Origin of the sequence: Bradyrhizobium sp. Arg816, assembly GCF_029989365.1 — a bacterium.
Taxonomy (GTDB): domain Bacteria; phylum Pseudomonadota; class Alphaproteobacteria; order Rhizobiales; family Xanthobacteraceae; genus Bradyrhizobium.
In genome coordinates, this window is record NZ_JAPRAQ010000002.1 from 104,271 (window position 1) to 128,673 (window position 24,403).

Genomic DNA, 24,403 nt, shown 5'->3' on the forward strand with positions numbered 1-24,403 from the left:
GGAGCGCAAGATGGATCTGGCGCTCCGCTCTGCGCGTCTATTTGTCCTTGTATTGCTCGTGCATGAGCAGCGAGTACTCGGTCGGCGTAATGCCCCATTTCTTTTCCGCTGCCACGATGAAGCCGGTCTTCATCCAGTCCTTTGTCGTATCTTCGAGCAGCTTCTGAAGGCTGGCATTATCGAGCGCGACAGCGATCATCCATGGCGATGGCAAAATACCTTTCAGGGGCAAGTCGTAGTCCGCCTTCCACTCGTCCTCGAGCAGTTTTCCTTGCAGGAAGGTCTGATCGTAGACATAGCCGATGCAGTTGCCCTGCTTCATGGCGAACAGAGGCTTCTCCGAGCCGTCAAACGCAACGATTTCGGGGCCGTAGGATTTGGCAACGTCCTTGTTGTACCAGGCTCCCGACGTTGCACAGACGGGTTTTCCCTTGAGCTCGGCCCAGTCCTTGATGCCGGACTTCTTGTTGAGAAGGATGTTCACGTAGTCCGAGTAGTATAGCGGTTCGATGGCTTGAACCACGCGACGGCGCTCCGGCCTGTCCGACATGGTCGCGATCAGCAGGTCGACTTTTCCCTGCTGAAGAAATTCGATTCTGTTGGAGGCCGCGACCGGAACGAGTTCGAGTTTGACGCCGAGGCGCTTGGCGATGTCCGCGGCGAGATCCGGCTCGATGCCGACCACGTTTCCCGTGGGATCGCGGAACCCGAAGGGCTTGTAGTCAGCCTTGACGCCGACATTCAACGTGCCGCGCTGCTTGATGGCATCGACGCCATCGGCGGCTTGGGCACTGCCAAGCATCAGCAGCGCCGCGATGCCTGTCATCATGGAACGGACAATGTCTCTCATCGGATGACGCCTCCAGGATTGTGATCACGACGCGCGTTGCGCGTGCTTTTTCAAGATACAAGGCTCGTGCCAAACGTCACGAAAATCGTGAGATGGAGAATGGGCTGAGGTCGATCGCGCTGCGACCGTCGGTCACCATCCCGGCCACGACATTGCCGATACCTGCAGAGTGCTTGAAGCCGTGCCCCGAGCACGCCGAGACGACACAAATCCGGTCATGGTCGGGATGGCGGCCGATGATGAAGCCCCGATCGGGCGTCACCGTGTAGATGCAGGCGGCCGCCTGCGCGACGCGCGGCGTGGCGCCGGCGAGCCGCCCCGCGACGTGCTTCCGGTACATTTCAGCCGATTCCGCGGGATCGACGGTGCGGTCGATGGCGTCGGCCGTCGTGTTGGTCTCGTACTGCTCGGTCGCGACCTTGAGACGACGATCGCCAGGCAGCGGCGGGAAGCCGTAGAGGTAGTCGACATCCGTCGCGCCGTGCATCCAGATGAACACAGGGGCGTCGGCGCGATACGCGCTGGTATCCTCGAGCTCGTACCAATGCAGCACCTGCCGCTTCACCGTGAGCACGCGATCAAACGGCGCGCCGAGCAGGTGGGAATTCCAGCCGCCGGCCGACACCACGACCTGGTCGGCCTCGAATGTGCCCGAGGACGTTTCCACCCGAACGGCGGAGCCGCGCTGCGCGATCGAGAGAACCTCAACTCCCGTGCGGATCGTTGCTCCGAGCTGCTCCGCGCGCGTCAGCTGCGCCTTGATGCAGCGCTCGGGAAAAACGTACCCTCCGCCGGGCTCGTAATAGGCCTTCTCGTTGCCCTGGAGATTCAGGAACTGCGGGAAGCGATGAGCCACCTCTCGGCCGTCGATCACTTCATGCGCGATGCCGAAGTCACGCGCCGCTCCAATCGAGCGCGCGACGAAATCCGGCTTGCCATGGTGCGACGTCTCGCCGACACCGGGCGCCATGACGACGAGGCCGCATGGGTTCAGCAGCTCGGCAGACGTCTCGGCCTCGAGCTCACGCCAGATCCGGTGGGTATCCAGCACCAGGGGCACGTAATCGCGGCCTTCGCCGACCGCCTGCCTGGTGATGCGGGTTTCGCCATGGCTGGATCCCATCGTGTGGGGCGGGGCAAAGCGATCGAGGCCGACCGCCCTTACCCCTCGCTTGGCCAGTTGATAGAGGGCCGCGCTGCCCATGGCACCGAGGCCGATCACCAGAATATCCGCTTTCTCGCTCATCGATCGGGACTGCTTAATTGTTAGGACGATCCGAAGTCTGCTTTCGGATGCGGCTCTCCTACAAGGATAATTCATATAATGAAGGCAATTTGCATGTTAATATGACTTCTGCTTAAGCTGGAGATATGACGCCACCCAGCCCAGACTTGCGAAGCTTGCAGATTGTCGCTGCCGTCGCGGAGTCCGGCAGCATGCTTCAGGCGTCGCGTCAGTTCGGGATGACGCAATCAGCGGTCTCTCAGGCTGTGCGGCGGGCCGAGGCCTCGATCGGCGTCGCGTTCTTCAACCGCAGCCGGAGGCCCCTTACACTGACGCGGGCGGGCCGCATCCTTGCTGGCCGTGTTCGCGATCTGAATCGCGACTTTGACGCATTACTCAGTGCACTCCGGGACGCAGCGAAACTGCCTGAGCGTGTCGATCTGAGGCTCGGCCTCATCGACTCCTATGCTGCCACGGTTGGCGCACACCTCGTCAAGGAGCTCATGACGGGCGAGGTCGCACTGAGTCTGTCCGTTTGGTCTGGCCTTGCTCACTCGCATGCCGAGGCGCTGGTCCACCGAACGATCGACGCGGCGATCACCTGCGATGCGATGGATGACCTGTATGATATCGAGCGCTTCCCATTCTACCGCGAGCCAAATCTGCTGGTAGTGCCGCGCGGATTGGAAGCCGAATTTGCTGACCTTGATTTGCGGGAGATCCTGACCCGGCATCGCCTGGTCCGGTACAGCGAACGCTCCTATGCAGGCGCTCAGGTCGAGCGCCACCTGAGCCGTTTGGGCATTCGACCGCCGCGGGCCTTCGAGTTTGACACCTCGGACAGCCTGGTCGCCATGGTCGCTACCGGGATGGGCGTGGCGATCACCACGCCGCTGTGTCTGTTGCAGGGGCTCGCTCACGCTGGTCAGGTCAGCGCTCTCCCTCTGCCGGGCCCCGGATTTTTTCGTGAGCTGCTTCTGGTGACCCGCCGTGGCGATCTCTCATCACTGGCGCCGCGCATCGCGGAGATGGCTCGGACGAGCATTACGATGCAGGCGATGCCGCGGATCCGGACGCTCGTGCCGTGGTTCACCCAGGACTACTAGCAACGAAAAAGCCCGGCTGGCACCGGGCTTTTCCGTTTGAGCTCTGGCCTTGCGCCTCAGCGGCGGAACATGCCGCCCATCATGCCACCGACGACACCGCCGACGAAGGCCGCGCCGGCATCGCCGCCACCGCCGCGATGCTGGGCCGGTGCGCTCTGCTGAGCCTGGGAGGGCGCACGCCGGGCCGGCTTTTGGCTCTCGTCGCTCGCGGTGGCCGGTGCGCCCGCCACGATCTCGGAGAGCAGGGCCTTGTGCTGGTTCTTGTTGAGATAGCCGGTCGAGGGGTAGCCGCGCGCGGCCTGCCAGCGCTTCAGCACCGAACGGGTGTCGTCGCTGAACGCGCCGGTCACCTTGGTGTCGAAGCCGAGTCCCGTCAGGCGACGCTGCACGTCGCGGCGCTGGCCCTTGTCGAGGCCGATCTGGTCCTCGGTGAGCTGACTGGCGTCATCGGTGAAGGTCGCGGGATCGATGCCGGAGTTGAGGTTGCGGGTCGTGGTCGACGGGCCGCTCTTGATCGCGGCAAGCCGCGCCAGCGCCAGCGCCTTGAACTGGCCGTTCGGGTAGGCCGAGAGATAGGCGTTGAGCTCTTCCGGCTTGTTGCTCTCCTTGACCGAGCGCCAGTATTCGAGCTCGACACCGTCCGAGCTGCCGCCGGTCGCCGCCGGCGTGATGCCTGCCGTCGGCGCGGCGTTGGCAACCTGGGTCGTCGGGGCCTGGTTGAGATAGACCGCGCCGATCAGGTTGGTGTGGCCCCAGGGAAGCTGGCCCTTGTGGGTCTCCTCGTTGACCTGGGCACGCACCGACGTCATCGCCTGCTGGATCTCGACGCCGGGCTTGGTGATGTTGTCGATCAGCGCGCGGGTGAACGGGCTGTTGTTGCCCTCCTGGCCGTCGAGCGCGGTCTGGCCCGGGCCGGTGGCGAACGCGATCAGCGTGCCTTCGCCCGACTTCATCTCGGCAAGACCGCTCTGCACGTTGACGCTGCGCGTTGCCGAGTTCGACTTGATCTTGGCGGCGAACGGATTGTCGCGGCAGGCATCGAGGAAGACGAGCTTGACCTTGGCGTCGCCCATGGTCTGCTCGAGCGTCAGGTCGATATTGATGGCTGCGCCGAGCTTGACGTCCATCTCCGACTTGATGTCGGCGTCGACAGGCAGGAGGTAGTTGCTGCCGCCGACCGCGATGCCGTGGCCGGCGTAATAGAACACTGCGACATCGGAGCCTTGCGCCTTGCGGCCGAAGTCGAGCAGCTTCTCGGTCATCTGATCACGGCTGAGGTTGGATCCTTCGATCACTTCGAAGCCGACATTGCGCAGGGTCGCCGCCATCGCCTTGGCGTCGATCGGCGGGTTCGGCAATTGTGCGACGTTCTTGTAGGAGCCGTTGCCGACGACGAAAGCGACACGGCGGTCGGCCTTCGCGGCACTGACCGACAGTGCCATGCACATCAGCGAAGCGAGCAGGGTGAGAGTGCGCATCTGAAATCCCCAACAGAATCGAATTGCAGGCAGCAACAAATTGGCAACGAACCTACACGAAGTGCCCGACTTCGCGCCACCAAAACGGCAGTACGTCGTATTCAACCCACTGCTGTGTGGCCGAATGTGCACGATGGAAGGACCCTCCAACGTGATCCAAATCACACGGCCACTTGGTTTTTGTCGTGCGAGGCTGCGCGCGGGTTCACTGCGCGCGGGCAGGAACCGGGGCGGTCGGCTTCAGGTTCAGGAGATTGCCGCACAGGATTAGCGTCGCGCCGAGCACGGTCCAGGCGTCGAGCCGCTCCGAATACAGCAGCCAGCCGACAGTCGCGGTGAGCGGAACCCGCAGGAAGTCCATCGGCACCACGATGGTTGCGTCCGCGTAGCGGAGCGCGCTGGCGAGGCAATAGTGCGAGAATGTGCCGCAGACCCCGATGACGAAGAGCCACCCCCAGAGAGTGGTTGACGGCCAGGTCCAGACATAGAGCGTCGGCAGCAGGCCCACGACCATCTGCACCACGATCATCCAGAACAGGATCGACAATGCGCTCTCGGTCCGCGTCAGCGATTTCGCTAATATCATTGAAATGCTGAAGCCGATCGCGGCCCCCAGCGCGATCAGCTGGCCCGGATTGATCTCGCCGGTGGCAGGCCGCACGATCATGACGACGCCGACGATGCCGAGCGCGATGGCGGAGATCTTCCAGACGGTCATGCGCTCGGACAGGAAGGTCGCGGCCAGCACCGCGGTCCAGATCGGCATGGTGAATTCGATCGCGACGACCTGGCCGATCCCGATCAGCATCAGTGCGTAGAACCAGCCGAGCTGCGCAAAATAATGGACGCCGTTGCGCGCGAGGTGCTGGGGCAGGCGTTTGGTCGCGACCGCCTCGAAACCGCCGGCCCGGTAGATGATCGGCAGCAGCAGCGTGAACCCGATCACCGAGCGCACTTCCATGATCTGGAAGACGTTCAGCTCGCGCGTAGTCTCGCGGCCGGCAACCGCCATGACCAGCATCAGCGCCAGCCAGCCGGCCATCCACAGTGCAGCCATCGTTTTGGACGGTGTCGCGGTCATCATTGCTGGCGCGGGCGATCGAGCCTGAGGGGAGGGCCGGTATCGGCGACATCGCCGGCGTTTGCAACGGCCAAAACTGCGGATGCAGCGATGCGTGGCGGCGTGCTAAGGCATCATTGAACAACAAGAAAAGGGAGATCTTCGCTCATGCAAATCTTGCAGCCGGCCGAATGGAAGAAACCGCGGGGCTTTTCTCACGGCGTGGTGGCCGAAGGGCCGGGCCGTTGGGTGGTGCTGGCCGGGCAGACCGGCGGCGACGAGACCGGCAATTACGCGCCTGATATGGCGCCGCAGGTCGCAACCGCGCTGAAGCGCATCATCAAGCTGCTGGGCGAGGCCGGTGCCGGTCCGGAGCACATCGTCCGCCTGACCTGGTACCTGACCAGCCGCAGCGAATATGAGGCCGCGGGCGCGGGCATCGGCGCGGCCTGGAAGGAAACGCTGGGGCGCAATTTTCCGCCCTCGACGCTGCTCTACATCGGCGGTCTCGTGGACGAGCGCGCCAAGGTCGAGATCGAGGTCACGGCGTTCGTGCCGAACGCATAAAACGCATAAAAAAGCCCCGGCGGAATCGCCGGGGCTTTTGGCTTGAACGCGGCCCGCCTTAGCGCGACAGCGAAATGTTGGCGCCGCGGAACTGGCTGTCCGCGCGCATCGTGACGTTCTGCTTGTTGCCGGACGTCTTCAACGAGATGTTGGCGTTGAAGCCGGCGGTCGAGGCGACCAGCTCGTAGTTTCCGCCAGCGCCGCGGCCCTGGAGGGAGCCGCTGATGTTGCGGCTGGCCTCGGACCAGCTGCCGGCGATGGCGCCGCCTTCGGCCCTGACATTGGCGCCGAGATTGAACTTGTAGGCGTCGCTGGCGCAGGTCAGCGACATCTCCATCGTCGGTCCGATCGGGGCGTATCTGGCCCGGCAGCGGATCCGCTCGGTCGAGCCGTCATCCAGCGTGACGGTGCCTGCACCGCTCCAGTTGCCCGCCAGCGGGGCGAACGGGCTGGACTGGGCCTTGCTCTCAGAGCTGGTGATCCCCACCGCAAACAAAACGGCGGCCGCGATCAGCAGCCGCCGGCTTACGACGCTGGTCCCGAACTTCTTACTGGCGCGATGCTTCCCACCGCCCACTGCACGGTATGCCTGCAGATGCTCCATTCCACTTCCCCGATCCGGCGTTGCCGCTGAGTTGACCGTTGGCATATGCACCATTGATCGAAACTTTCACAAGTCCCCCGCTGCCGATGGTGCCGGAAACGTTAGCGCCGGGCGCGGTGATCTTGCCGTCGGCAACCGTCAGCATGGAGCTCGCGGTCGGCTCGCAGGTGCCGCTCTTGGTGACGATGGTGACGTGCCAGTTGCCATCATAAGGGGTCTGGGCGAAAGCGGGAGCGGCGAGGGTGATAACTGAAGCGGCACAGAATGCCGCAATGCGACCAAAACGCATGAATTCCGTCCTTGAATCTGTCTGATATGCTGACGCTTATTCGGCCCAAATGTGACGGAAATTTGTTGCAATGCCAAAGCGAAAATTGTTCCTGTGGAAACAATGGTTTATTTGTGTTTCCGGCTCCAATTTTCGAAGCAGAATCAACGCGGCTTCACGTTAAGGGTAAACGTCAGGAGACGACTCAAGGGGACGGACTCAGGAAAGGACTCACGAAAGACTTGGCGCCAAGGTCGCGAACTGCTCGTCCTGAACCTTGGAGGGCAGCGCCTTGTGGACCTTCACGTAGTCGATCACGTCGGCCAGCAGCTTGAGGCCGAGCGGAGCGAGCGCGCGCTCCCAGAGCTCGCGAGCCGTCTCGCCCTTCCTGACGAAGCACCAGTCCTGGGCGGCGATGGCACCGGCGTCCATGCGGTCGGCAAGATGATAGATCGTGCCGCCGGCGACCGGATCGCCTTCCTTGATGGTCCATTCCACGGCGGCTTTGCCCCGATGACGCGGCAGCAGCGAGGGATGATAGCCGATCCCGCCGAACTTCGCGGCGGCCAGGGCGTCCTTGCCGATCCGGGCGTGGCTGTGGGCGGTGATGATCAGGTCGGTGTCGGGGCCGATTTCGGAGGCGACCACCAGCTTCGGATTGGCCTGGACCGCCACATCGATGCCGGCCGCCTTGGCGCTCGCGGCGAGGCGATCCTCGGCGTCGGCCACGACGACCCGCACGATCGAGACGCCGTGCTCCCGGAGCATGTTCAGGGTGGTCACGCCGAAATGGCGGGAGCCGACGAGGGTAATGCGCATGGGTGTCCGATCCGTCTCGCAACTGCGTCATCCCCCGATAACACGTCGGTGCGTCCTGTCACCAGCCGCGGGAGGTTTGTGCCGGTTATCAACAATGCACCGGGCGCGGGGCGCGACGGACTCCGCGATTGCGCGGCCGGCCGTCCCGGTGCTTCCATGCGCGTATTGCACCGTATCAGGAGCGAGCGCATGCGGAGTGCGTGGTTTTTCCTTCTCGCGGCACTGAGCGTGGCCACGCCCGCGCGCGCCGGCGGGCCGTACCCGGCGGTCCCGCCCGAGGTCGGGGTGGCGCCCTTCATCGGTCCGACATGGGATGCCTATCGTTGCGCCGAAGGGCCGGTCTATAATTTCTACCACGACGCCTATTACGGCGAGGAGCCGCCCGCACTCTATCGCGGCTACGCCTACAGGCCGTACTACCGCTACAGCGCCTACCGCAGGCTGCCGCGGAAGTATTTTTGCGTCACGGACTAGCGTTGCCGGGCGGCCACATCGACAGCAAATGATCTATCCGTCGGTTCCTCTGTTTCATTTCTAACATAAGCAGCCCCCGTGTCCCGCTACAATGCACCAACCGGGGCTGGCCAAATTTGATTCCGAATCCGTTTTCGAACCCGGCTTTGGCCGCTGGCGAGCAATCGCCAGCGGCTTTTCATGCCGGCCATCACGAATTCATCAAACGGTAACGCGTTCTCAACCTGCCTGTCGTATCGACGAATCCGTCGCGGATTTGTATTGCGTACCGCGACACCAAAAATGTCTCGCCGGCGTGGGTGCGCCGCGTGGGCTTTTTTGCCGGGACCGATTTCATGCCGAGCGCAATTGAGCAGATCGTGGACGCCTATGTGCGGCTGAAGAACCGCCGTGGGCTCGACGAGCTGATGATGCACAGGCAGCGGCTCGCGGTCGATCTGAAGAGCAGGTCCGGCTATGATTTCAGCCTGCCGATCGGCAAGATCGATGAGGAGATCGCGATCATCGAGGAGGGGCTCAGCCGGCTGAAGGCTCAGTCTCCGGATCCCCGCGGATACGTCCGATCTGACGCGCTCAGTCGCGCCGGCCACCGTCGATGACGGTGAACAGCGGCCGTGCCTGGGTCGGCTCGACCAGAAGTTCCTCCACCAGCGCGGCTGCCGCATCGACATATTTGCGCGTCGGTTTGTCGAGCTCGCGTTTGGCCTCGTCGTCGAGCGCGACCTTTGCGGCCTCGACCAGCTTGCGCATGCGCGCCGCATGGTCGTCGCCCGCCGTCAGCGTCGCGCGCGCCAGCGAGCGCAGCACGAACAGCTCGCCTTCGAGGCGGAGCAGGCGGTCGTTGAGCCTGGTGAGGACGGCGTTGAGATCGGCCATAGCTGCTGTTCGTCGCGGAGGATCCATCCTGATCTAGCGGCGATCGGTGAACGGAATCCAAACGCCATTGGCGCAATTGGGTTGATCTCCGGCGTCTCCGGGCAGCAGCGATGCCGCCGATGTGAGACATCGTGACGTTGCGATGCGTCGTCCCAGCGTGGTTCCCGCACCACATTGGGCCCGGGTGGACGTCTGGAGCGCGTATGATGCGGTCTATCCTGGCTTTGGTCCTCCTGATTTCAACATGCGCGTCGGCGGCTGCCGGACCGGCGCATCATGCCCGCCCGCGCCATCACGTCGTCGTCCATCTGCCCCAGGACGCGCCGGTCCCGCCCGGCTGGTACAAATTTCCCGGGTATCCCCCGATCCCGCCGTCGGAGAACAGGAATCTCGATCCCTCCAATTTCGGCGGGGGTTGATCGAAGCTAAGGCGCGGTTCGGGCGAGATAGTCGCGGGCGAAGGCGAGATACCAGTCGAGGCAGGCGGGATTGGCCATCGCCTCCTTGTTGATGATTTTTTCGACGGGCTGGCCGAGCAGCAGCTTCTTGATCGGCAGCTCCTGCTTCTTGCCCGAGAGCGTGCGCGGGATCTCGGCGACGGCAAAGATCTCGTTCGGCAGGAATCGCCGGGACAGGCCGGCCTCGATCGCCTTGTTGATCCTGGCCTGCATCGCAGCGTCGAAGGCTGTGCCCTCGCGCAGCACCACGAACAGCGGCATGTAGCTGTCGCGGCCGAGATATTCGAGATCGACGACGAGGCTATCCAGCACCTCCGGCAGCGCTTCGATCGCGGAATAGAGCTCGCTCGTGCCCATGCGCAGGCCGTGCCGGTTGATGGTCGCATCGCTGCGGCCATAGATGATGCAGGAGCCGTCCGGATTGACCTTGAGCCAGTCACCGTGCCGCCACACCGGCCCGCGGCCGCTGCCGTCGAAATTGTCCGGATAGGTCTCGAAATAGCTGGCGCGATAGCGCGCATCGCCCTGGTCGTTCCAGAAACGGAGCGGCATCGAGGGCATCGGCTCGGTACAGACGAGCTCGCCGACCTCGTCGATGACGGCGCGGCCCTGCTCGCTGAAGGCTTCGACCGCCGCGCCGAGCAGGCGGCATTGCATCGCGCCCGGTGTCTGCGGCAGTTCGCGGTTGCCGCCGATGAAGGCGCCGGCAAAATCGGTGCCGCCGGAGATGTTCGCCCACCAGATGTCGGCCTGCGCCTTGCTGCCGTTGATTTTCGACAACGCCGCGAAGCGATCGTTGAACCAGGCTTGCGTATCGGCGCCGAGCGGCGAGCCGGTCGAGCCGAGGCAGCGCAGCCGCGACAGATCGCCGGCCGCTGTGAGATCGATCTCGGCCTTGGCGCAGTTGGCGAAGAATGCCGCGCCGGCGCCGAAGAAGGTCGCTTTCGACTGTGCCACGAACCGCCACAGCGTGGTCCAGTCCGGCTTGTCCTTGGTGCCGCCCGGGCTGCCGTCGAAGATGCAGCAGGTGGTGCCGCTGAGCAGGCCGCCGACCTGCGAATTCCACATGATCCAGCCGGTCGAAGAGTACCAGTGATAGCGCTCGCCGAACGAGTTCTCGTGGTAGGAGCAGCCGAGGTCGTTGTGCAGGCCCAGCAGCGCCAGCACCACGATGACGATGCCGCCATGGCCATGCACGATCGGTTTCGGCAGGCCGGTGGTGCCGCTGGAATAGACAATCCAGAGCGGATGATCGAACGGCAGCCAGGCCGGCTCGAACGCGTCGATCGCGGCGCCTGTCCTTGCGACGATGTCGGCGAGCAGGGCGTCCGGCGCTGCGGGCGCGGCCTCGCTGTGCAGGATGACGTGCTCGACCGTCGGCAGCGACCGCCGCAGCTCGGCGACGACGTCCTTGCGATCATGCCGGCGGCCGGCATAGGTGACGGCGTCGCAGGCGATCAGCACCTTCGGCTCGATCTGCTTGAAGCGGTCGATCACGGCGGGTGCAGCCATGTCGGGCGCGCAGACGCTCCAGACCGCGCCGATGCTGGCGCTCGCCAGAAACGCGATGATGGTTTCGGGGATGTTGGGCAGGTAGGCCGCGATCCGGTCGCCAGGCTTGATACCCCAGTCCTTGAGATGCAGTGCGAGCGCCGCCGCCTTGCGCCGCAGCTCCGGCCAGCTCGTTTCGTCGAGCTTGCCGTCCTCGCCGCTACTGACGATCGCGGGCAGGCCGGCGGCGTCGGCGGCCTCGACATGCCGGAACACCTGCCGCGCATAGTTGACCCGCGCGCCGGGAAACCACACCGCGCCCGGCATCTTGCGCTCGGTGATCACCGCCGCAAACGGCGTCGGCGATTGCAGATCGTAATAGTCCCAGATGCTGCGCCAGAAGCCGTCGAGATCGCGCACCGACCACTGCCGCATCTCCTCGTAATTCGCAAAGGAGAGGCCACGCTGCTCGGCGAGCCAGTTGCGGTAGAGGGCGATCTGGGGAACGAAGGGTGCGGTCATTGCGCGTCGGCTTCTGATGCGGGGAGAGCGAGTTTATCCGGTGTCGCGGCGTAGCAGAAGCCGCTCTCGATGGCCGGATGGCAGGCATGACGTCGCCTTCTCGCGGCGCATTTCGCCCGAGTCATGCGTCGTCCTTTTGCCCTCGTCGAAGCAAGGGCGCAGTAGAGGTGACCGGTGTTTTGCCCGACGGCAGCTACGGGTTGATCGTCTTCATGCAAACCGGCTCACTATTGGGGATGCTCTTGCATTTCCAATTTGAGCCGAAGCCTGTGGCTTGATTGGCGGATGGGAACCACACAAGCACGACAGCGGAAATGCAAATCAGGGCGAGCGCGAACAAGATTCCCATCGTCTCGGCCCGCGTCGGACATCTTCCAAGCCAACTTATTTTTCGTTTGTTGAGCTCCACTGGCCTACCAACCCACTCCCGCCCATCGTCTGCCGAACACCGGCGGCTTGGTCTTCACCGCCGACCAGCCGAAGAAGTGATGCTTCCCCGACCAGGTGTGCACCACGCCGCTGCAGATGCTGCACTTGAAGCTGCCGGTGTGGGCTTCGCTGTGCTCTTCCCGTGTCGCGGTGTAGTTCATGCTGCAACCCGCGCAGGTGAATTCTTCGGTCGTCCAGATGCTGTTGGCCATTGCACGTCAGTGTTCTTGGATGCGTTGTGGGAAGCGTAGGTGCGTGCCTTTGCAGCCGCGTAAACCGGCGCGCGGAAATCCGGTTAATTGTCGTTAGCCAACCCCTGCGTGCAGCCGGTCGGACCGGTCCTTGTCGTGGATCGCGCAAGTGTAGCGCCGAAAGCCGGGCGCTACGTTTGGCTCGGGCGCGTAGTGTATGCCGCGATGAATGCCGGTGCGGCGATCGGGCTCTTTGCGGCGGTGCGCCATCGCTTCCAAATGCGCATCGGGCCGAAACGTTCGCTGATCCGGGGGCCGTCGCGGGCCCGGTCGTCTTGACGCCGGATGCGCGGCTGGCAATAACGCTTTGCCGCGCAAGTGCCGGAACCCCGCGTCAATGCCGCAAGGAAAGGCGTGCCCGTGAAAAGTCTCCGTCAGCTCCTGACGGGAGAGGACATCATCCAGCTCCTGATCCGGGTCGGCCTGCTTGGCCTGCTGATCATCTGGACCTTCCTGATCATCCGCCCGTTCGTACCGATCCTGGCCTGGAGCGCCGTGCTCGCGGTCGCGTTCTATCCGGCCTTCAGCTGGGTCGCCAAGATCCTCGGCGGCCGCCCGAAGACCGCGGCCGCGATCCTCACCCTGATCACGCTCGGCATCGTCATTGGCCCGGCGACCTGGCTCGGCCTCAGCGCGGTGGACGGTGCGCGCGAACTGGCGAAGCAGCTCGGCACCGGCGATCTCGCGCTGCAGTCGGCGCCGGAGCAGCTCAAGTCGTGGCCGGTGGTCGGCCCTTGGCTCTTTGATCTCTGGGATCAGGCCTACAACAACATCCGTGCGGTGCTGCGCGAGGTCGCGCCCTATCTCCAGCCGCTGGCGGGACCCTTGTTGTCGCTTGCGGGCGATGCGAGCCTCGGCACGCTGCAGTTTCTGGTCTCGGTGTTCGTCGCCGGTTTCCTGTTTCCGCACGGGCCGCGGCTGGTTGCGGCCGGGCGCGGCTTCCTGTTTCGCATCGTGCCCGAGCAGAGCGAGCATTTTCTCGAGCTTGGGGGCGCCACCATCCGCGCCGTGGCGCAAGGCGTGATCGGCGTCGCCATCGTGCAGGCGCTGCTCGCCGGCATCGGCTTCAAGATGGCCGCCGTGCCGAGCGCCGGCCTGCTCGCCTTCATCGTGCTATTGCTGTCGATCGTGCAGATCGGCGCGTTCCTGGTGATCCTGCCGGTGATCATCTGGATCTGGACCGCCAAGGACGTCACCACGGCGCTGCTGCTCACCGTGTTTCTCGTCCTCGTCGGCTTCATCGACACCATGTTGAAGCCGCTGGTGATGGGGCGCGGCCTCACCACGCCGACCATCGTGATCTTCGTCGGCGTGATCGGCGGCACGCTCGCCCACGGCATCGTCGGCCTGTTCATCGGGCCGATCATCCTGTCGGTGGCCTGGGAGTTGATGATGGCCTGGATCAGGACCGAGGACCGGGCGGCGGCGAGCGAAAGCTGAGCTGCTCGCACGGGCTGTGGTCAAAGCGCCCCGCGAACTTGTCTATTCAACTAGACAAGTTACGATAGGGCGATTCTGTTTTCGATCTACGGCAGTAATGGCGAAGTCTTCCAAGCTGGTTGCCGCAAAACGCGGCAAGGTATTGTTGGTCAGACGGCGGTCGGACGGCCTGTGGATGTTCCCGGGCGGCCGCAAGCGTTCGCGCGAGTCCGACAAGGACTGCCTGCGGCGGGAGATCAAGGAGGAGCTGCCCAAGCTGAAGCTCGGCCGGATCAGCCTGTGGAAGGAAGTGACGGCCAGGAATAAGCGCTCCGGTCGCAAGATGAGCGACGCGATCTTCATCGCCAAGGGTGCCAAGGGCAGGCTCGAGATCGGCGACAAGAAGGAGATCGACCGCGCCGCCTGGCAGAAGCCGCGGGGCATCCGCCTGACGCCGACCTCGCGCTACATCCGCGATCGGCTGTTTCCGAGCAAGCCGCGGCGCCAGTGAGGAGGGGGGGCCGCGTCTTCGCGGCGCCTGTGCGACAAATCGCCCGCTGGTCCACAACACGAGCCCGAAATCGACAGATCATCGTGCGGTCAGGTCGGCCTACCGCGTCGTGGTCTGATCGAGACGGCCCCAGCCGGCTGCTATTGCTTGACCGCCAGCGTGTCCAGGCAATGGTTGAGATAGACGGTACGATCCCTGGGCAGCACCTTGTCGAGATCCGCCTTCAGCGCGCATTCGCGTTGCCGCATCTGCTCGGCCCGGCGCTTCTCGGCCGCCTCGCGATATTCGGGGGCAACCTTGTTGGGATCGACCAGCGCCTGCGAGCCGGCGGGAGCGGTCACGGCGAGCGCGATGGCGGCGATGATGATAATGTACTGCTTCAAATGAGCCTCCGTAAAAGGGCTCATGCTAGCGCGAGGGTAGCGGGGGCTCAAACGGCAAGTGCGGTGGGACGACCGATAGCGCAGCCTGCGTCCGAGAGGCTGTCGGTGGAGTCGGTTTTTCAGCGACCTGAAGTCGGCCAAGCGAAGTCGGCCAAGTGAAGTCCATTCACTTCGACGCGTGGTCGATCTTGTGCCCGAGATGCCCGGTGTCGTGATCGCGACGCAATTGGCTCAGCGAGGTCTCGTTTAATTGATGCAAGACCTCGCTGAGCGGCGTCGCATCGGGATAACCGGCCGCAAATGCCTTTCCGTAGATCTTCCGCAACGTACCGACCAGCGTGTTGCCATGCTTCTTGCTGATCGCGCCATCCTTGTCCCGATGGCGGCCGTCCAGGCCCGGTTCCTTCATGTGGTTCTCCCCGTGCGGCGTCTTGAGCGCCTGGAGAGAGCGTGCTCCCAAACGAATTGGTTGGCAACGGTGCGGCGCGCGGGAGTTGAGCGGCGGTTCGCTTCATCGCGAGAGCGTCGCGTTCGCGCTTCGCTCTCCTAGCTGTGAAGCCGCGTCAGATCGCGGTGGGACGGTCGGCGTACTACATGAGCGGAAGCGGACTCAATTGGAGCCGATACGATGCGTCTTGTTTTGGCCCTGGGCCTCTTGATCGTCTTGTGCACGTCTGCAGACGCCGCGCACCACGCGCGTGCGCACAATCCTGCGACACGCCATCCTCCGGTCGATCGTTTCGGCACGGAAGTGAATCCTCGCGTGCGCTTCGCGGTCCCCGGCTGGAGCGATGAAGCAACGGCGCGCTGGCTCAATAATGCCTCGTCCAACGTCGGCCGAGGCGGATAGCTATACCCGGACGCGGTACGCGAAGATCGGCGGAGCCGTGTGAACCAGTTCACACTCGCGCTTCGAGACCGGTGCTATGAAGCCCTCATTGCTTTTACCGATTGATATTTTGAAAACGCCCCAGCGCTCCCTACCAGGCGCTGGGGTTTTCATTTCGATCACGGCCACTGCTCGCGAAGCGTGATCGGACCGGGCGGATGATTTCTGAAAAGTGCCGAGGGGCGGGCGCGACTAAGCGGCTTGCTCCTCAAACGAGGTGTAGACCTGCCCAGCCGGATCGACGATCTGAACGTCCCAGCACCCGTCTTCGACGAGCTCTCTGGCCTTCTTGAGGGCGGCCGCGAGTGACAGCCGCTTGAGGCTGACGACGCCTGCCGTGTCGAAACCGCTGATTTCAAACATGCCGTTCCTCCGGTTTTCCTGAGTCTTACACCTTTCGAGGGCGTTGTCTCCCGGCTTTTGTGGCAAGGCCCTTGGAACTGCAGGCAGCTGCAGTGTCCACTGCAGCGCGGTGGCCGCCATCGTGCCATCGGCCGACCCTGATGGTCGTTAGCGCTCCCGCCTCGTTCAGGCGTCATTCAGAGGGACTGTCTATCTTGCTGCCTTGGAGGACCGCTTCGATGTTGATCACCACTATTGCGACAATCCTTGCCCTTCACGGCGGTGCGACGGCGCCTGCCGCAGCTGTCGAACGCCCGCTCGAGGTGCAGTATCGCGGCGTGCCGAGGCATCCGCCGCCGTGCGGCGATCACTGGGATCAGAGCGCCCGCGACGGGATGTGCTATCCCAACGGCTATCTCCGTCCGGAAGACCAGGCGGCGCTGCAGGGGTACTATCAGGGCCCGCGGCCTTACTATGGAATGCGCCGGCGTCCGGTGCCATGCGGCCACGGCGCTGACGTCGATATCCGCGACGGTGCCTGCTACCCCAACGGCACGGTTCCACTACAATTCCAGGACCGGCCAGAGAATTACTATCGGCGGTACTGAGAGACGGGCCGTCAGGCGCGAGGCCAAGTTTGCTCTCGATCGGCGTGCTCTTGATGAGCTAGCCGCGGAGCCGGCCCAGCACCACGACTAGGCAGCCTGCTCCTCAAACGAGGTGTGTACGCGTCCCGTTGGATCGACGATCTGAACGTCCCAGCACCCGTCTTCGACAAGCTCTCTGGCCTTCTTGAGGGCGGCCGCGAGTGACAGCCGCTTGAGGCTGACGACGCCTGCCGTGTCGAAACCGCTGATTTCAAACATGCCGTTCCTCCGGTTCTCGTGAATCTTACACCTTTCGGGGGCCTTGTCTCTCGGCTTTGTCGTGCTGCGAAGCAGGCTGCCGCGTGACTTATTCCGTCGCTTCGCCCCCCGTATTCGGCCGGGGTGGCTGGGGCCTGCCAGGCGGCCACGTCGCTAACCTGGAATTAATCCAAAATGCCCACAATTTTAGGCAGTTGTAGGTGGGTGCTGCGTAGAGGAGCCGTCGCGAGGACGTTCCGGCGTCGGCTTCCTTTTGCTCGCTCATTTGAGGTCAATGGACATGACCACGACATCCGAGGCGCAAGGCCTCGTCGAACAACTCGACCCCGCGGCGCTCGCGCTCGCAGTCGCAGCACTCGAACCCGCAGCCCCGGAAGCTCCAGCACCGACCAAGCGGTCCAGCCGGAAATCGGTCCTGGCACTGTCGGTGTGTGCCTTGGCCATCAACGGCGCGGCGGCGATCTATACATGGCCGGCTGATTTTCCATCGCCGAATCTCAGCAGTCTGGCTGAACTGCTTCCGCGCCGGGAAGCCTCCGCGCCAAAATCGGATCCGGTTGTCGCCGCCTTGAAGGACATTCAGTCGGCCCAGCAGCAACACACGGCTTCGCTGCAGGAGAGCAACCACGCCTTGCAGCAAAATGCAGCTCTGCTGCAGCAGGATTCAATGGTGCTGTTGTCGCTGCGCCAAAGCATCACGGACGAACGGGTCGATGTGAGGAAGATATCTTCGCAGCTGTCCACGCTCATCGCGAAAGTCGATACGCTGCAAAATGCGATGATGTCGGACGTCACGTCCTCGATCCGAAAAGCGAATGCGCGCTATGGACTGTCGGCAGCGATGCGGAAGCGGATGGTTCGGCAGTCGAAATCCGTAGGGCCGGTTTCAGTTGGAGGAGCGCCGCTGAGTGTGCCGGCTGCAGTGGCGGCTCCGGAAAGCTGAAGACAGGTCAGGTGAATCACCTGACACTACTGGCTCTCGAGCTCACGCTGGCCGGTCGTCTTGTCACGCCAGGCAGGACACGATGGCAAGCACGACGTCGGCGCCCAGGTCCCCTGAGTACATCGTGAAAAGGACGCCAGCGCCAAGAACAACAGCAAAAACCTTGAGAATAATCATTTCGATATCCCCTCGTGGGTGAGGGCACACTGGACCCGGATTGTTTCCTGAGTGCTTCGCGTAATGCGGTGAACGGTTTCATTCACCGAGGCGTTATCCGTGAAGGGCCGCTCGACTTAGACGCCGCAACAGGGGCTGCTGCGCCCCGATGCATTTTCGAGATCAAGCCCGGGGGGCATCGCAATCGAACTGGCGCGCGCCAACGGTGACTTCAAAACTCTCTCGCAAGAGCGAGCGCAAGGTCTCAGTTGCTCCGTTCCGACCTCCAGCCGGTTTCCCGATGTGAAATGGTGGCGGTGATATCGACGTCTCTGCCGGCGGACTGGCGCCAGGCAGCCACGCCGAAACACACCGTCAGCGTCAACGTCGTCAGCAATAGCAGCACCGACAGAAACTGGCTCACGCACACCCCCGGCAAGATCACGCGCGAAGGCGCGCACATCTGGTTGATTCGGAAAATGCAGTCCGACTGACCTAGGGTGCGTTTTCCCCAAGGTTGCAAACCGGGGGACGAACACTCCCTAGCCTCTGAGCCGCCGCGACTCAGGAGCCGGCTCCGCACGCACCAGGCTTCTGCGCTTCACAAGAATTGGCCGGCTATTGCCGTCGCCACGGCATAAGCTTTGGCTGGATGCTCGATGGCAGCCTCGCGGCCGTCGCTCTATGATAGAGGCGATTGTTGGAGGCGGTGACTTTACAGCGCTGTAGATCCCGTCCGACCGACCAAATTGGAATCGCAGCCCTAGATCTCGCGATGGAATTAGCTGGCAACGCAGCGAAGCGCTGACCCGCCGGCTCACGCTGGCGGCTCCCCTTTAGAATTCGCTAGTTGGGGGGGCTGCCGCTCTTGGCCTTGGACGAATGTTTCACTACCGGTTTGGCCGGCGTGGCCGGCTTCTTCGCTTCGTCGCCGCGGGCAGTTCCCCACGGATCGACTGCCTTCTGGTTGGGAACATTGCCGAGGGAGCGTTGATAGGCGCGCTCGGCCCGAATGTCGTCCGCCTTCTCGGCCTCCGTCTTGTCCTTGGACTCGCCGTACATTGGAACATGGTCCTCTGCCAATGCGGTCTGTGCGATCAGGGCAAACATGACAGCGGCGGCGATTTTGCGCATCGAGAAACTCCCGGTTCTGCGACTAGCATAACATCGCGCCGATTGCGGCATCAATGCATCGGAGTGTCGTCCGGCAGCGGCTTATGACGCATCGCCGCCGGTTGAAGCGGTAGAGATAAGCCCGCCGGCTCACAAGGTCGGGGGATCTCCGCGGGGCAGGCTAGTCATCATCCGCCGACGAGCCGTTAGTTCGCTAGTTGAGCGCGCGCCTGTTTGACATTGCGTGAGACGACACGATCGTAGACCGATAAAGCGGCATCGGTCGCTAACTCAACCATTTCTCGATAAGCGGCGTCGTTCGTTTGAGTGAAGCTTTCGCGGATTGCTCTGGCAAGCTGTTCGTCCGAAACGGCGTCTCCCGGGGCCGCTCGTCCGGTGAGTCGGCTATACAGATTCAAGCGATACACGTCGGCGGCGATTTGCCAGGCCCAATCCTCCAGTCCCAGTTGTTGAACCACCCGGTCGACCCCTTGCTCTACGCGCAGAAAAATTGGGGTAGTCGACGCTGGGCATAGAAAAAACTAACTCAGGTTAGAAAAAAACCTGCCCTACAAATTCAGGTGGAAGCCGCCGCTCGAGGCGCGCGCCGGTTCCGGCACCAACAAATACGCCGCCGGGCTCTAATACATTGTCCCGGCGGCGGTGTTCATTTCCAGCCCCGAGATGGGAACTAACAAAAACCTCGGATACAGATTTTACGCGCGAAACCTGGGAAGGTTTCAGGCTGCCGGTTCACGCTGGCGGGCCTTGGCAGGCCCTGCAAACTCCTGTTGATGTGGTCGAGGAAGCTGTCACATTACTTTGACGTACAGGTGCCAATTTGGAAGGCGCTGGGATTTCAGAGCCCAGACCGGAATACGCGGCGAACGCTGCCAAGCGAATATATTCCGCTTGTGCAGCGTTCAGTATCCTCTCAATTTCGGGAGTTCGGCGTGTTTGATGCTGAAATGACTGCGCTGCTCAGGGCGGTGCTCGATGAAGTTTGCGAAAATATTCCTGTAAGCGAGACGGGCGCCAGAGCGTACGTTGCTTCGAAGCTGCTCGATGCCGCGGCACATGGGCAGCTCTCAACCGACGCGTTGAAAGCGGCAGGTCGCGAGGCCTTGAACCCACCAACGATGTGGCGCTGATTATCCGCTCCACATCACTCGATCACATCGTATTCGAAGGCGACGCCCTCCCGGTCGTTCTCCTCAAACCATCGTTCCGCGGCGCCCACCGTTGCCAACACAGTGCCCACACAAGGCTTTTTAAGCCGGGTCTATATTCTCGTTAAGTCTTTGAGTTTGATGGTGAGCGCGCTGGGGCTCGAACCCAGGACCCCGTGATTAAAAGTCACGTGCTCTACCGGCTGAGCTACGCGCTCCCATGGCCGCTGATGGCTTTCGAGAATCGATCGCCATCGTCTTCGGACATTCGAGAAGCATGTCTTGCCGCTGCCTCAACTGGCGTCGCGGGGAAAAACCGGCTGTTTCCGGATCATGCTTTCGGCCCGCGCTGTGTAGGGGGAGTGGCTGCGGAGGTCAATAGCGCGGGTGGCGGCCGAAACTCCTGGCAGAGGCTGGGATTCGCTCGCGGTTTCCGCCGCTTAGGCCGGAATTTTCAACCCGATTGGCGGCCCGCTATCCACGCCGAACAGCGCTGGTGGCTTGCCGGCGCGGAGGTTTCACCCGCGCCGCGAGGCCGTTCGTCCCGTCAGTTCGCCTCCCGGCGTACCTCGCTCGGCACCGGTTGCGGCGTGCCGGCGGGGGTCGGCAACGCAACCGGGCGCAGGCCGATCAGCTCGGCGGTGCGGATCGCGCTGTCGCGCCAGAACTGGAACGAGTTGATGCGGCTGAGCTCGAGGATCGCGATCGCGACCGCGGCCAGGAACGGCAGGCTTTGCAGCACCAAGACGCCGGCGAAGATGTAGATCTCGGTGATCTGGCGATAGCTGTTGGAGGCGATCAGCACCCCGGCGCCGATCACCAGCAGCGTGCCAATCACAGCCTCCCAGAATGCCTGGAACTCGATCGACATCCTGGACAGGCCGCCCTTGGAGGTGCGCGCGAACGCGATGTGCTCGGTGATCAACCCCTGCGCGACCGCGCGCGACACCGTCCATTGCACGCTCATCGCCGCGATCATCGCGCCCATCATCTGGCCGGGTTTGATCGCGACGCGCGCGCGGTACATCGACAGGAAGTGCGCGAGCGAGACGATGAAGGCGCCGATGATCGGCAGGGTCAGGATCTTGTCGGGGATGGCGATGTCGGCGAAGGCGACGATCGGGACCCAGACGAGGTTGAGCAGCGCCACCACCACGCCGAGGCTCTCGGCGCCGAGCCAGTTCAGCCAGCCCAAGCCATATTCGCGCTTCTGGTCGGGCGTCAGCCGGCTGCGGCCGGGCAGGAAGTGCCGCCAGTGCTTCTTCACGATCTGGAGGCCGCCATAGGCCCAGCGGTGACGCTGCTTCTTGAAGGCCTCGTAGGTGTCGGGGAGCAGGCCCTGGCCGTAGCGGTGATTGGTGTAGTGGGTGGTCCAGCCGAGCTGCTGGATCGCAAGGCCGAGATCTGAGTCCTCGCAGATCGTGTCGGATGACCAGCCGCCGGCCATGTCCATCGCGGCGCGGCGGATCAGGCACATCGTGCCGTGCACGATGATGGCGTTGGCCTCGTTGCGCTGGACCATGCCGATGTCGAAGAAGCCGGCATATTCGCCGTTCATGATGTAGTGCATGATCGACAGGTCGCCGTCGCGATGCTCCTGCGGCGCCTGCACGAGGCCGACGCGCGGGTCGGCGAAAGCAGGCACGAGGTCCTTCAGCCAGTCGGGATCGACGACATAGTCGGCATCGAGGATGCCGATGATCTCGGCATCGACGGCGGTGCGGTCCATCGCGATCCGCAGGGCGCCGGCCTTGAAGCCCTGCACCTTCTCGGCGTTGATGAACTTGAAGCGTTCACCGAGGGCGCGGCAATGGTCCTGGATCGGCTGCCAGAACGCGGGATCGGGCGTGTTGTTGATGATGACGACGCATTCGTAGTTCGGATAGTTCAGCCGCGACAGCGCATCGAGCGTCTGCTTCAGCATCTCGACCGGCTCGAAATAGGCCGGGATGTGGATCGAGACCTTCGGGTAGTAATTCTCGGGAACGTTCTCGACCGGCTTGCCCTTGGAGAGCAGCCGCTGCGGCGGCCGGCCCAAGGCCACCGCCGCGATCTCGTCGACGCGCGCCATCGCGATGAGGACAAGGGGAACAAGCAGGATCATGCCGAGCGTGAGCGCGAAGGCCGACCCGAAGATGAAATAGTGCCCGTTCCAGAATGCGAACACGGTCGCGGCCCAGGCACCGACGCCGTTGGCGGTCGCCGACAGCAGGAACGCCTGCCTGGCGGTCGGCTGCTCCAGCCGCAGGATCGGCAGCGACAGGAGGATGCCGACCAGCAGCGCAATTCCCATCAGCTTCCAGTAGTCGGGATTCTCGACCGGGCCGGTCCAGGCGAATTTCGGCTCGCGGCTGGCGTTGAGGATGCCCCAGTACGGGCCGACGCCGCCTTCGAAGAACTTCCAAGGCTGATCGATGGCTTCGACGATGTTGTATTCCATGCCGATGGCTTCGGCGCGGCTGACGAAGTTGCGCAGGGTCAGCGCCTGCTGGAACGGGCCGGGGTCGGCGTTGCGCAGATTGTAGCCCTGGCTCGGCCAGCCGAATTCGGCGATCACGATGCGCTTGCCGGGGAACAGGTTGCGCAGCAAATTGTAGCGGTCGACGGCCTGGTCGACCGCCTGGTCCGAGCGGAAGTTTTCCCAGTAGGGCAGCACGTGGGCGGCGATGAAGTCGACGTTGGAGGCAAGGTCGGGATTGTCGCGCCAGATGTTCCAGATCTCGCCGGTCGTGACGGGCACGCGGACCGAGCCCTTGACCTTCTTGATCATGTCGATGAGGTCTTCGACCTTCTGCTCGCCGCGGTAGATCACCTCGTTGCCGACCACGACGCCGACGACGTTGCTGTTCTTGCGGGCGAGCTCGATGGCGGCCTTGATCTCGCGCTCGTTGCGATCCTTGTCCTTGTCGATCCAGGCGCCGACGGTGACCTTGAGGCCGAACTCGGCCGCGATCGGCGGCACCAGCTCGACGCCGCCGGTCGACGAATAGAGACGGATCGCGCGCGTCATCGTCGACAGCGTCTTCAGGTCGGCGCGGATTTTCTCGACGGTGGGGATGTTGTCGATGTCGGGGTGGGCCGCGCCTTCGAACGGGGCGTAGGAGACGCTGGGCAAGAGGCCCTTGAAGTCGGGCGCGGGTTCCTTGTCCCGCATGACTCCCCAGATGCCGGCGTGAAGCACGGACACAAGCAACAGAACGGCGGCGACAACGCGCATCGCGGCTAAACCAAAAGGGGCTGAGGTGGCAGGGAAGCGGATCCGACCCCGAGATCCGACCGAGTCCGCGGCAAATGGAGCATACCTCTGCCGCGCGGTTTCACAACTGTCACGGCCTCATGACCGTATGAGGGCATGACAGTTTCGGAATGTGCGGCAGTGCCAACCGCTTCTATTGCCGATCGTTCCTGAACGGCGGCTGAAACGATCGCGGCTATTTCTGGGGCGCCGGTGTCGGGCTTGCCGCAGGCGCGGGGCTCGCGGCCGGCTGAGGGGCCTGCGAATTGCCCGTGGTTGGCGCCGCCGGCTGGGACGCGCTGGCTGACGCCTGCTGCGGCTGGGATGCCGGGTTGATCCAGCAGGCGTGCACGCGGCTGTCCAGGGTCTCGGCGACCTTGGGATCGATCTGGCCGCCAAAGCGGGTCAGGCAGCGGAAGGCGGCCTGGATGTGGCCGCCGGGGCAGCCGAAGCGGTCGTAGAGGTCGAGATGGCGGAACGCGGTATCGAGGTCGTCGCGCCACATCAGCCGCACCACGCGCCGGCCGAGCCAGACGCATTCGGGGTTGCCGGCCGGGCCGTTGATGACCTGGGCTGCTTCGGCGAACTCGTCGGTGCGGCGCTGGTTCTGGGCGGCGTCCCTGGCGGCGGCATCGGCGGGCTGGGCGGCTGCCTTGCCCTGGTCCGGGGCGGGCGTGCCGCTCTGGGCGGAGGCGCCACCGAGGCCGACCAACACGACCAGGGAGGAGACGGCCAAGGTGGCGGCGAACTGCCGCAGGACCGCATTTCGTAACTCGAACACCCGTTGCCGCATGAATTCCCCAATATATCAGCTGACCGCCCGCGCCAGGACCTCGCGGACTCGCCGGTGATGGCGTCCAAATGGGTCCCCAATGCGGCGGCAAAGTCCTGCCGAGTCC

General features: G+C 63.6%; 28 protein-coding genes and 1 tRNA gene. 10 read left to right on the forward strand and 19 right to left on the reverse strand.

Annotated elements, in window-relative coordinates:
* Window positions 1–37 precede the first annotated feature (37 nt).
* Window positions 38–850 (reverse strand): transporter substrate-binding domain-containing protein, encoded by an 813-nt coding sequence (locus tag OWC48_RS05520; RefSeq protein WP_028152112.1) that lies wholly within the window; start codon window positions 848–850, stop codon window positions 38–40.
* Window positions 851–926: 76 nt separating this feature from the next.
* Complete coding sequence (gene solA / locus OWC48_RS05525; protein WP_282519057.1) at window positions 927–2,096, reverse strand: N-methyl-L-tryptophan oxidase; 1,170 nt, start codon at window positions 2,094–2,096, stop codon at window positions 927–929.
* A gap of 125 nt (window positions 2,097–2,221) precedes the next feature.
* Between solA and OWC48_RS05530 the strand changes: the two genes are divergently transcribed.
* Complete coding sequence (locus tag OWC48_RS05530; protein WP_282519058.1) at window positions 2,222–3,181, forward strand: LysR family transcriptional regulator; 960 nt, start codon at window positions 2,222–2,224, stop codon at window positions 3,179–3,181.
* Window positions 3,182–3,237: 56 nt separating this feature from the next.
* On the opposite strand, the gene OWC48_RS05535 is transcribed toward OWC48_RS05530, so the two are convergent.
* Together OWC48_RS05535 and OWC48_RS05540 are read right to left on the reverse strand one after the other, a co-directional pair.
* The gene (locus tag OWC48_RS05535) at window positions 3,238–4,659 is read right to left on the reverse strand and encodes a caspase family protein (RefSeq protein WP_282519059.1); all 1,422 of its coding nucleotides are present in this window, start codon (window positions 4,657–4,659) and stop codon (window positions 3,238–3,240) included.
* A 205-nt stretch (window positions 4,660–4,864) separates the two neighbouring features.
* Window positions 4,865–5,740 carry a DMT family transporter gene (locus tag OWC48_RS05540; RefSeq protein WP_282519576.1) on the reverse strand — a complete coding sequence of 292 codons (876 nt, stop codon included), beginning with the start codon at window positions 5,738–5,740 and terminating at the stop codon, window positions 4,865–4,867.
* 147 nt (window positions 5,741–5,887) lie between these two features.
* On the opposite strand from OWC48_RS05540, the gene OWC48_RS05545 reads away from it, so the two are divergent.
* Window positions 5,888–6,286, forward strand: a complete 399-nt coding sequence (locus OWC48_RS05545) for a RidA family protein (protein WP_282519060.1) — start codon at window positions 5,888–5,890, stop codon at window positions 6,284–6,286.
* Between the two features lie 58 nt (window positions 6,287–6,344).
* On the opposite strand, the gene OWC48_RS05550 is transcribed toward OWC48_RS05545, so the two are convergent.
* The 3 genes from OWC48_RS05550 to OWC48_RS05560 form a co-directional block, all read right to left on the reverse strand.
* A complete protein-coding gene (locus tag OWC48_RS05550; protein WP_282519061.1) occupies window positions 6,345–6,890 on the reverse strand; it encodes a hypothetical protein in 546 nt (181 codons plus the stop codon).
* Window positions 6,835–7,179: a hypothetical protein gene (locus tag OWC48_RS05555; protein WP_282519062.1), complete on the reverse strand. Its 345-nt coding sequence runs from the start codon at window positions 7,177–7,179 to the stop codon at window positions 6,835–6,837. The genes OWC48_RS05550 and OWC48_RS05555 overlap by 56 nt, the downstream gene beginning before the upstream one ends.
* Before the next feature lie 210 nt (window positions 7,180–7,389).
* Window positions 7,390–7,977, reverse strand: a complete 588-nt coding sequence (locus OWC48_RS05560) for a formyltransferase family protein (protein WP_282519063.1) — start codon at window positions 7,975–7,977, stop codon at window positions 7,390–7,392.
* Between the two features lie 189 nt (window positions 7,978–8,166).
* Here OWC48_RS05560 and OWC48_RS05565 point away from each other — a divergent pair, with 189 nt between their 5' ends.
* Window positions 8,167–8,451 (forward strand): hypothetical protein, encoded by a 285-nt coding sequence (locus OWC48_RS05565; protein ID WP_282519064.1) that lies wholly within the window; start codon window positions 8,167–8,169, stop codon window positions 8,449–8,451.
* A gap of 335 nt (window positions 8,452–8,786) precedes the next feature.
* The gene (locus OWC48_RS05570) at window positions 8,787–9,050 is read left to right on the forward strand and encodes a hypothetical protein (protein ID WP_282519065.1); all 264 of its coding nucleotides are present in this window, start codon (window positions 8,787–8,789) and stop codon (window positions 9,048–9,050) included.
* Here OWC48_RS05570 and OWC48_RS05575 read toward each other — a convergent pair.
* From OWC48_RS05575 to OWC48_RS05585, 3 genes are all read right to left on the reverse strand, one after another.
* Window positions 9,025–9,327: a hypothetical protein gene (locus OWC48_RS05575; protein WP_282519066.1), complete on the reverse strand. Its 303-nt coding sequence runs from the start codon at window positions 9,325–9,327 to the stop codon at window positions 9,025–9,027. The two genes, OWC48_RS05570 and OWC48_RS05575, sit on opposite strands and share 26 nt — an antisense overlap.
* Window positions 9,328–9,752: 425 nt before the next feature.
* A complete protein-coding gene (locus OWC48_RS05580) occupies window positions 9,753–11,798 on the reverse strand; it encodes an acetoacetate--CoA ligase (RefSeq protein ID WP_282519067.1) in 2,046 nt (681 codons plus the stop codon).
* Between the two features lie 413 nt (window positions 11,799–12,211).
* Entirely contained in the window at window positions 12,212–12,439 is a 228-nt protein-coding gene (locus OWC48_RS05585; RefSeq protein ID WP_282519068.1) for a hypothetical protein, read from the reverse strand.
* A 393-nt stretch (window positions 12,440–12,832) separates the two neighbouring features.
* Between OWC48_RS05585 and OWC48_RS05590 the strand changes: the two genes are divergently transcribed.
* The gene (locus tag OWC48_RS05590; RefSeq protein ID WP_085404720.1) at window positions 12,833–13,918 is read left to right on the forward strand and encodes an AI-2E family transporter; all 1,086 of its coding nucleotides are present in this window, start codon (window positions 12,833–12,835) and stop codon (window positions 13,916–13,918) included.
* Between the two features lie 97 nt (window positions 13,919–14,015).
* Window positions 14,016–14,408: an NUDIX hydrolase gene (locus OWC48_RS05595; protein ID WP_028152127.1), complete on the forward strand. Its 393-nt coding sequence runs from the start codon at window positions 14,016–14,018 to the stop codon at window positions 14,406–14,408.
* Between the two features lie 140 nt (window positions 14,409–14,548).
* Here the strand turns inward: OWC48_RS05595 and OWC48_RS05600 are convergent, their stop codons facing one another.
* The 3 genes from OWC48_RS05600 to OWC48_RS05610 all read right to left on the reverse strand — a co-directional run bounded on the left by OWC48_RS05600 (window position 14,549) and on the right by OWC48_RS05610 (window position 16,043).
* Window positions 14,549–14,791 (reverse strand): hypothetical protein, encoded by a 243-nt coding sequence (locus OWC48_RS05600; protein ID WP_282519069.1) that lies wholly within the window; start codon window positions 14,789–14,791, stop codon window positions 14,549–14,551.
* A gap of 166 nt (window positions 14,792–14,957) precedes the next feature.
* Complete coding sequence (locus OWC48_RS05605; RefSeq protein WP_028152129.1) at window positions 14,958–15,200, reverse strand: hypothetical protein; 243 nt, start codon at window positions 15,198–15,200, stop codon at window positions 14,958–14,960.
* Window positions 15,201–15,872: 672 nt separating this feature from the next.
* Entirely contained in the window at window positions 15,873–16,043 is a 171-nt protein-coding gene (locus OWC48_RS05610) for a hypothetical protein (RefSeq protein ID WP_167541702.1), read from the reverse strand.
* Window positions 16,044–16,261: 218 nt separating this feature from the next.
* On the opposite strand from OWC48_RS05610, the gene OWC48_RS05615 reads away from it, so the two are divergent.
* The gene (locus OWC48_RS05615; protein WP_282519070.1) at window positions 16,262–16,630 is read left to right on the forward strand and encodes a hypothetical protein; all 369 of its coding nucleotides are present in this window, start codon (window positions 16,262–16,264) and stop codon (window positions 16,628–16,630) included.
* Window positions 16,631–16,717: 87 nt separating this feature from the next.
* On the opposite strand, the gene OWC48_RS05620 is transcribed toward OWC48_RS05615, so the two are convergent.
* The gene (locus OWC48_RS05620; RefSeq protein ID WP_166096634.1) at window positions 16,718–16,888 is read right to left on the reverse strand and encodes a hypothetical protein; all 171 of its coding nucleotides are present in this window, start codon (window positions 16,886–16,888) and stop codon (window positions 16,718–16,720) included.
* Between the two features lie 274 nt (window positions 16,889–17,162).
* Here OWC48_RS05620 and OWC48_RS05625 point away from each other — a divergent pair, with 274 nt between their 5' ends.
* Together OWC48_RS05625 and OWC48_RS05630 are read left to right on the forward strand one after the other, a co-directional pair.
* Window positions 17,163–17,831, forward strand: coding sequence for a hypothetical protein (locus tag OWC48_RS05625; RefSeq protein WP_282519071.1), 669 nt, complete (start codon window positions 17,163–17,165; stop codon window positions 17,829–17,831).
* Window positions 17,832–18,295: 464 nt separating this feature from the next.
* Complete coding sequence (locus OWC48_RS05630; protein WP_282519072.1) at window positions 18,296–18,481, forward strand: hypothetical protein; 186 nt, start codon at window positions 18,296–18,298, stop codon at window positions 18,479–18,481.
* A 352-nt stretch (window positions 18,482–18,833) separates the two neighbouring features.
* On the opposite strand, the gene OWC48_RS05635 is transcribed toward OWC48_RS05630, so the two are convergent.
* Together OWC48_RS05635 and OWC48_RS05640 are read right to left on the reverse strand one after the other, a co-directional pair.
* Complete coding sequence (locus OWC48_RS05635; RefSeq protein ID WP_282519073.1) at window positions 18,834–19,121, reverse strand: hypothetical protein; 288 nt, start codon at window positions 19,119–19,121, stop codon at window positions 18,834–18,836.
* Between the two features lie 185 nt (window positions 19,122–19,306).
* Entirely contained in the window at window positions 19,307–19,579 is a 273-nt protein-coding gene (locus tag OWC48_RS05640) for a hypothetical protein (protein ID WP_282519074.1), read from the reverse strand.
* A gap of 435 nt (window positions 19,580–20,014) precedes the next feature.
* Between OWC48_RS05640 and OWC48_RS05645 the strand changes: the two genes are divergently transcribed.
* On the forward strand, window positions 20,015–20,251 hold the full coding sequence (locus tag OWC48_RS05645) for a hypothetical protein (protein WP_404979721.1): 237 nt from the start codon (window positions 20,015–20,017) through the stop codon (window positions 20,249–20,251).
* Window positions 20,252–20,411: 160 nt separating this feature from the next.
* Here the strand turns inward: OWC48_RS05645 and OWC48_RS05650 are convergent.
* The 3 genes from OWC48_RS05650 to OWC48_RS05660 all read right to left on the reverse strand — a co-directional run bounded on the left by OWC48_RS05650 (window position 20,412) and on the right by OWC48_RS05660 (window position 24,297).
* Window positions 20,412–20,487: transfer RNA gene (locus tag OWC48_RS05650), tRNA-Lys, on the reverse strand.
* Between the two features lie 329 nt (window positions 20,488–20,816).
* Window positions 20,817–23,486 carry a glycosyltransferase gene (locus OWC48_RS05655; protein WP_282519076.1) on the reverse strand — a complete coding sequence of 890 codons (2,670 nt, stop codon included), beginning with the start codon at window positions 23,484–23,486 and terminating at the stop codon, window positions 20,817–20,819.
* Window positions 23,487–23,700: 214 nt separating this feature from the next.
* A complete protein-coding gene (locus tag OWC48_RS05660; RefSeq protein ID WP_282519077.1) occupies window positions 23,701–24,297 on the reverse strand; it encodes a beta-1-3, beta-1-6-glucan biosynthesis protein in 597 nt (198 codons plus the stop codon).
* Window positions 24,298–24,403: the final 106 nt, after the last annotated feature.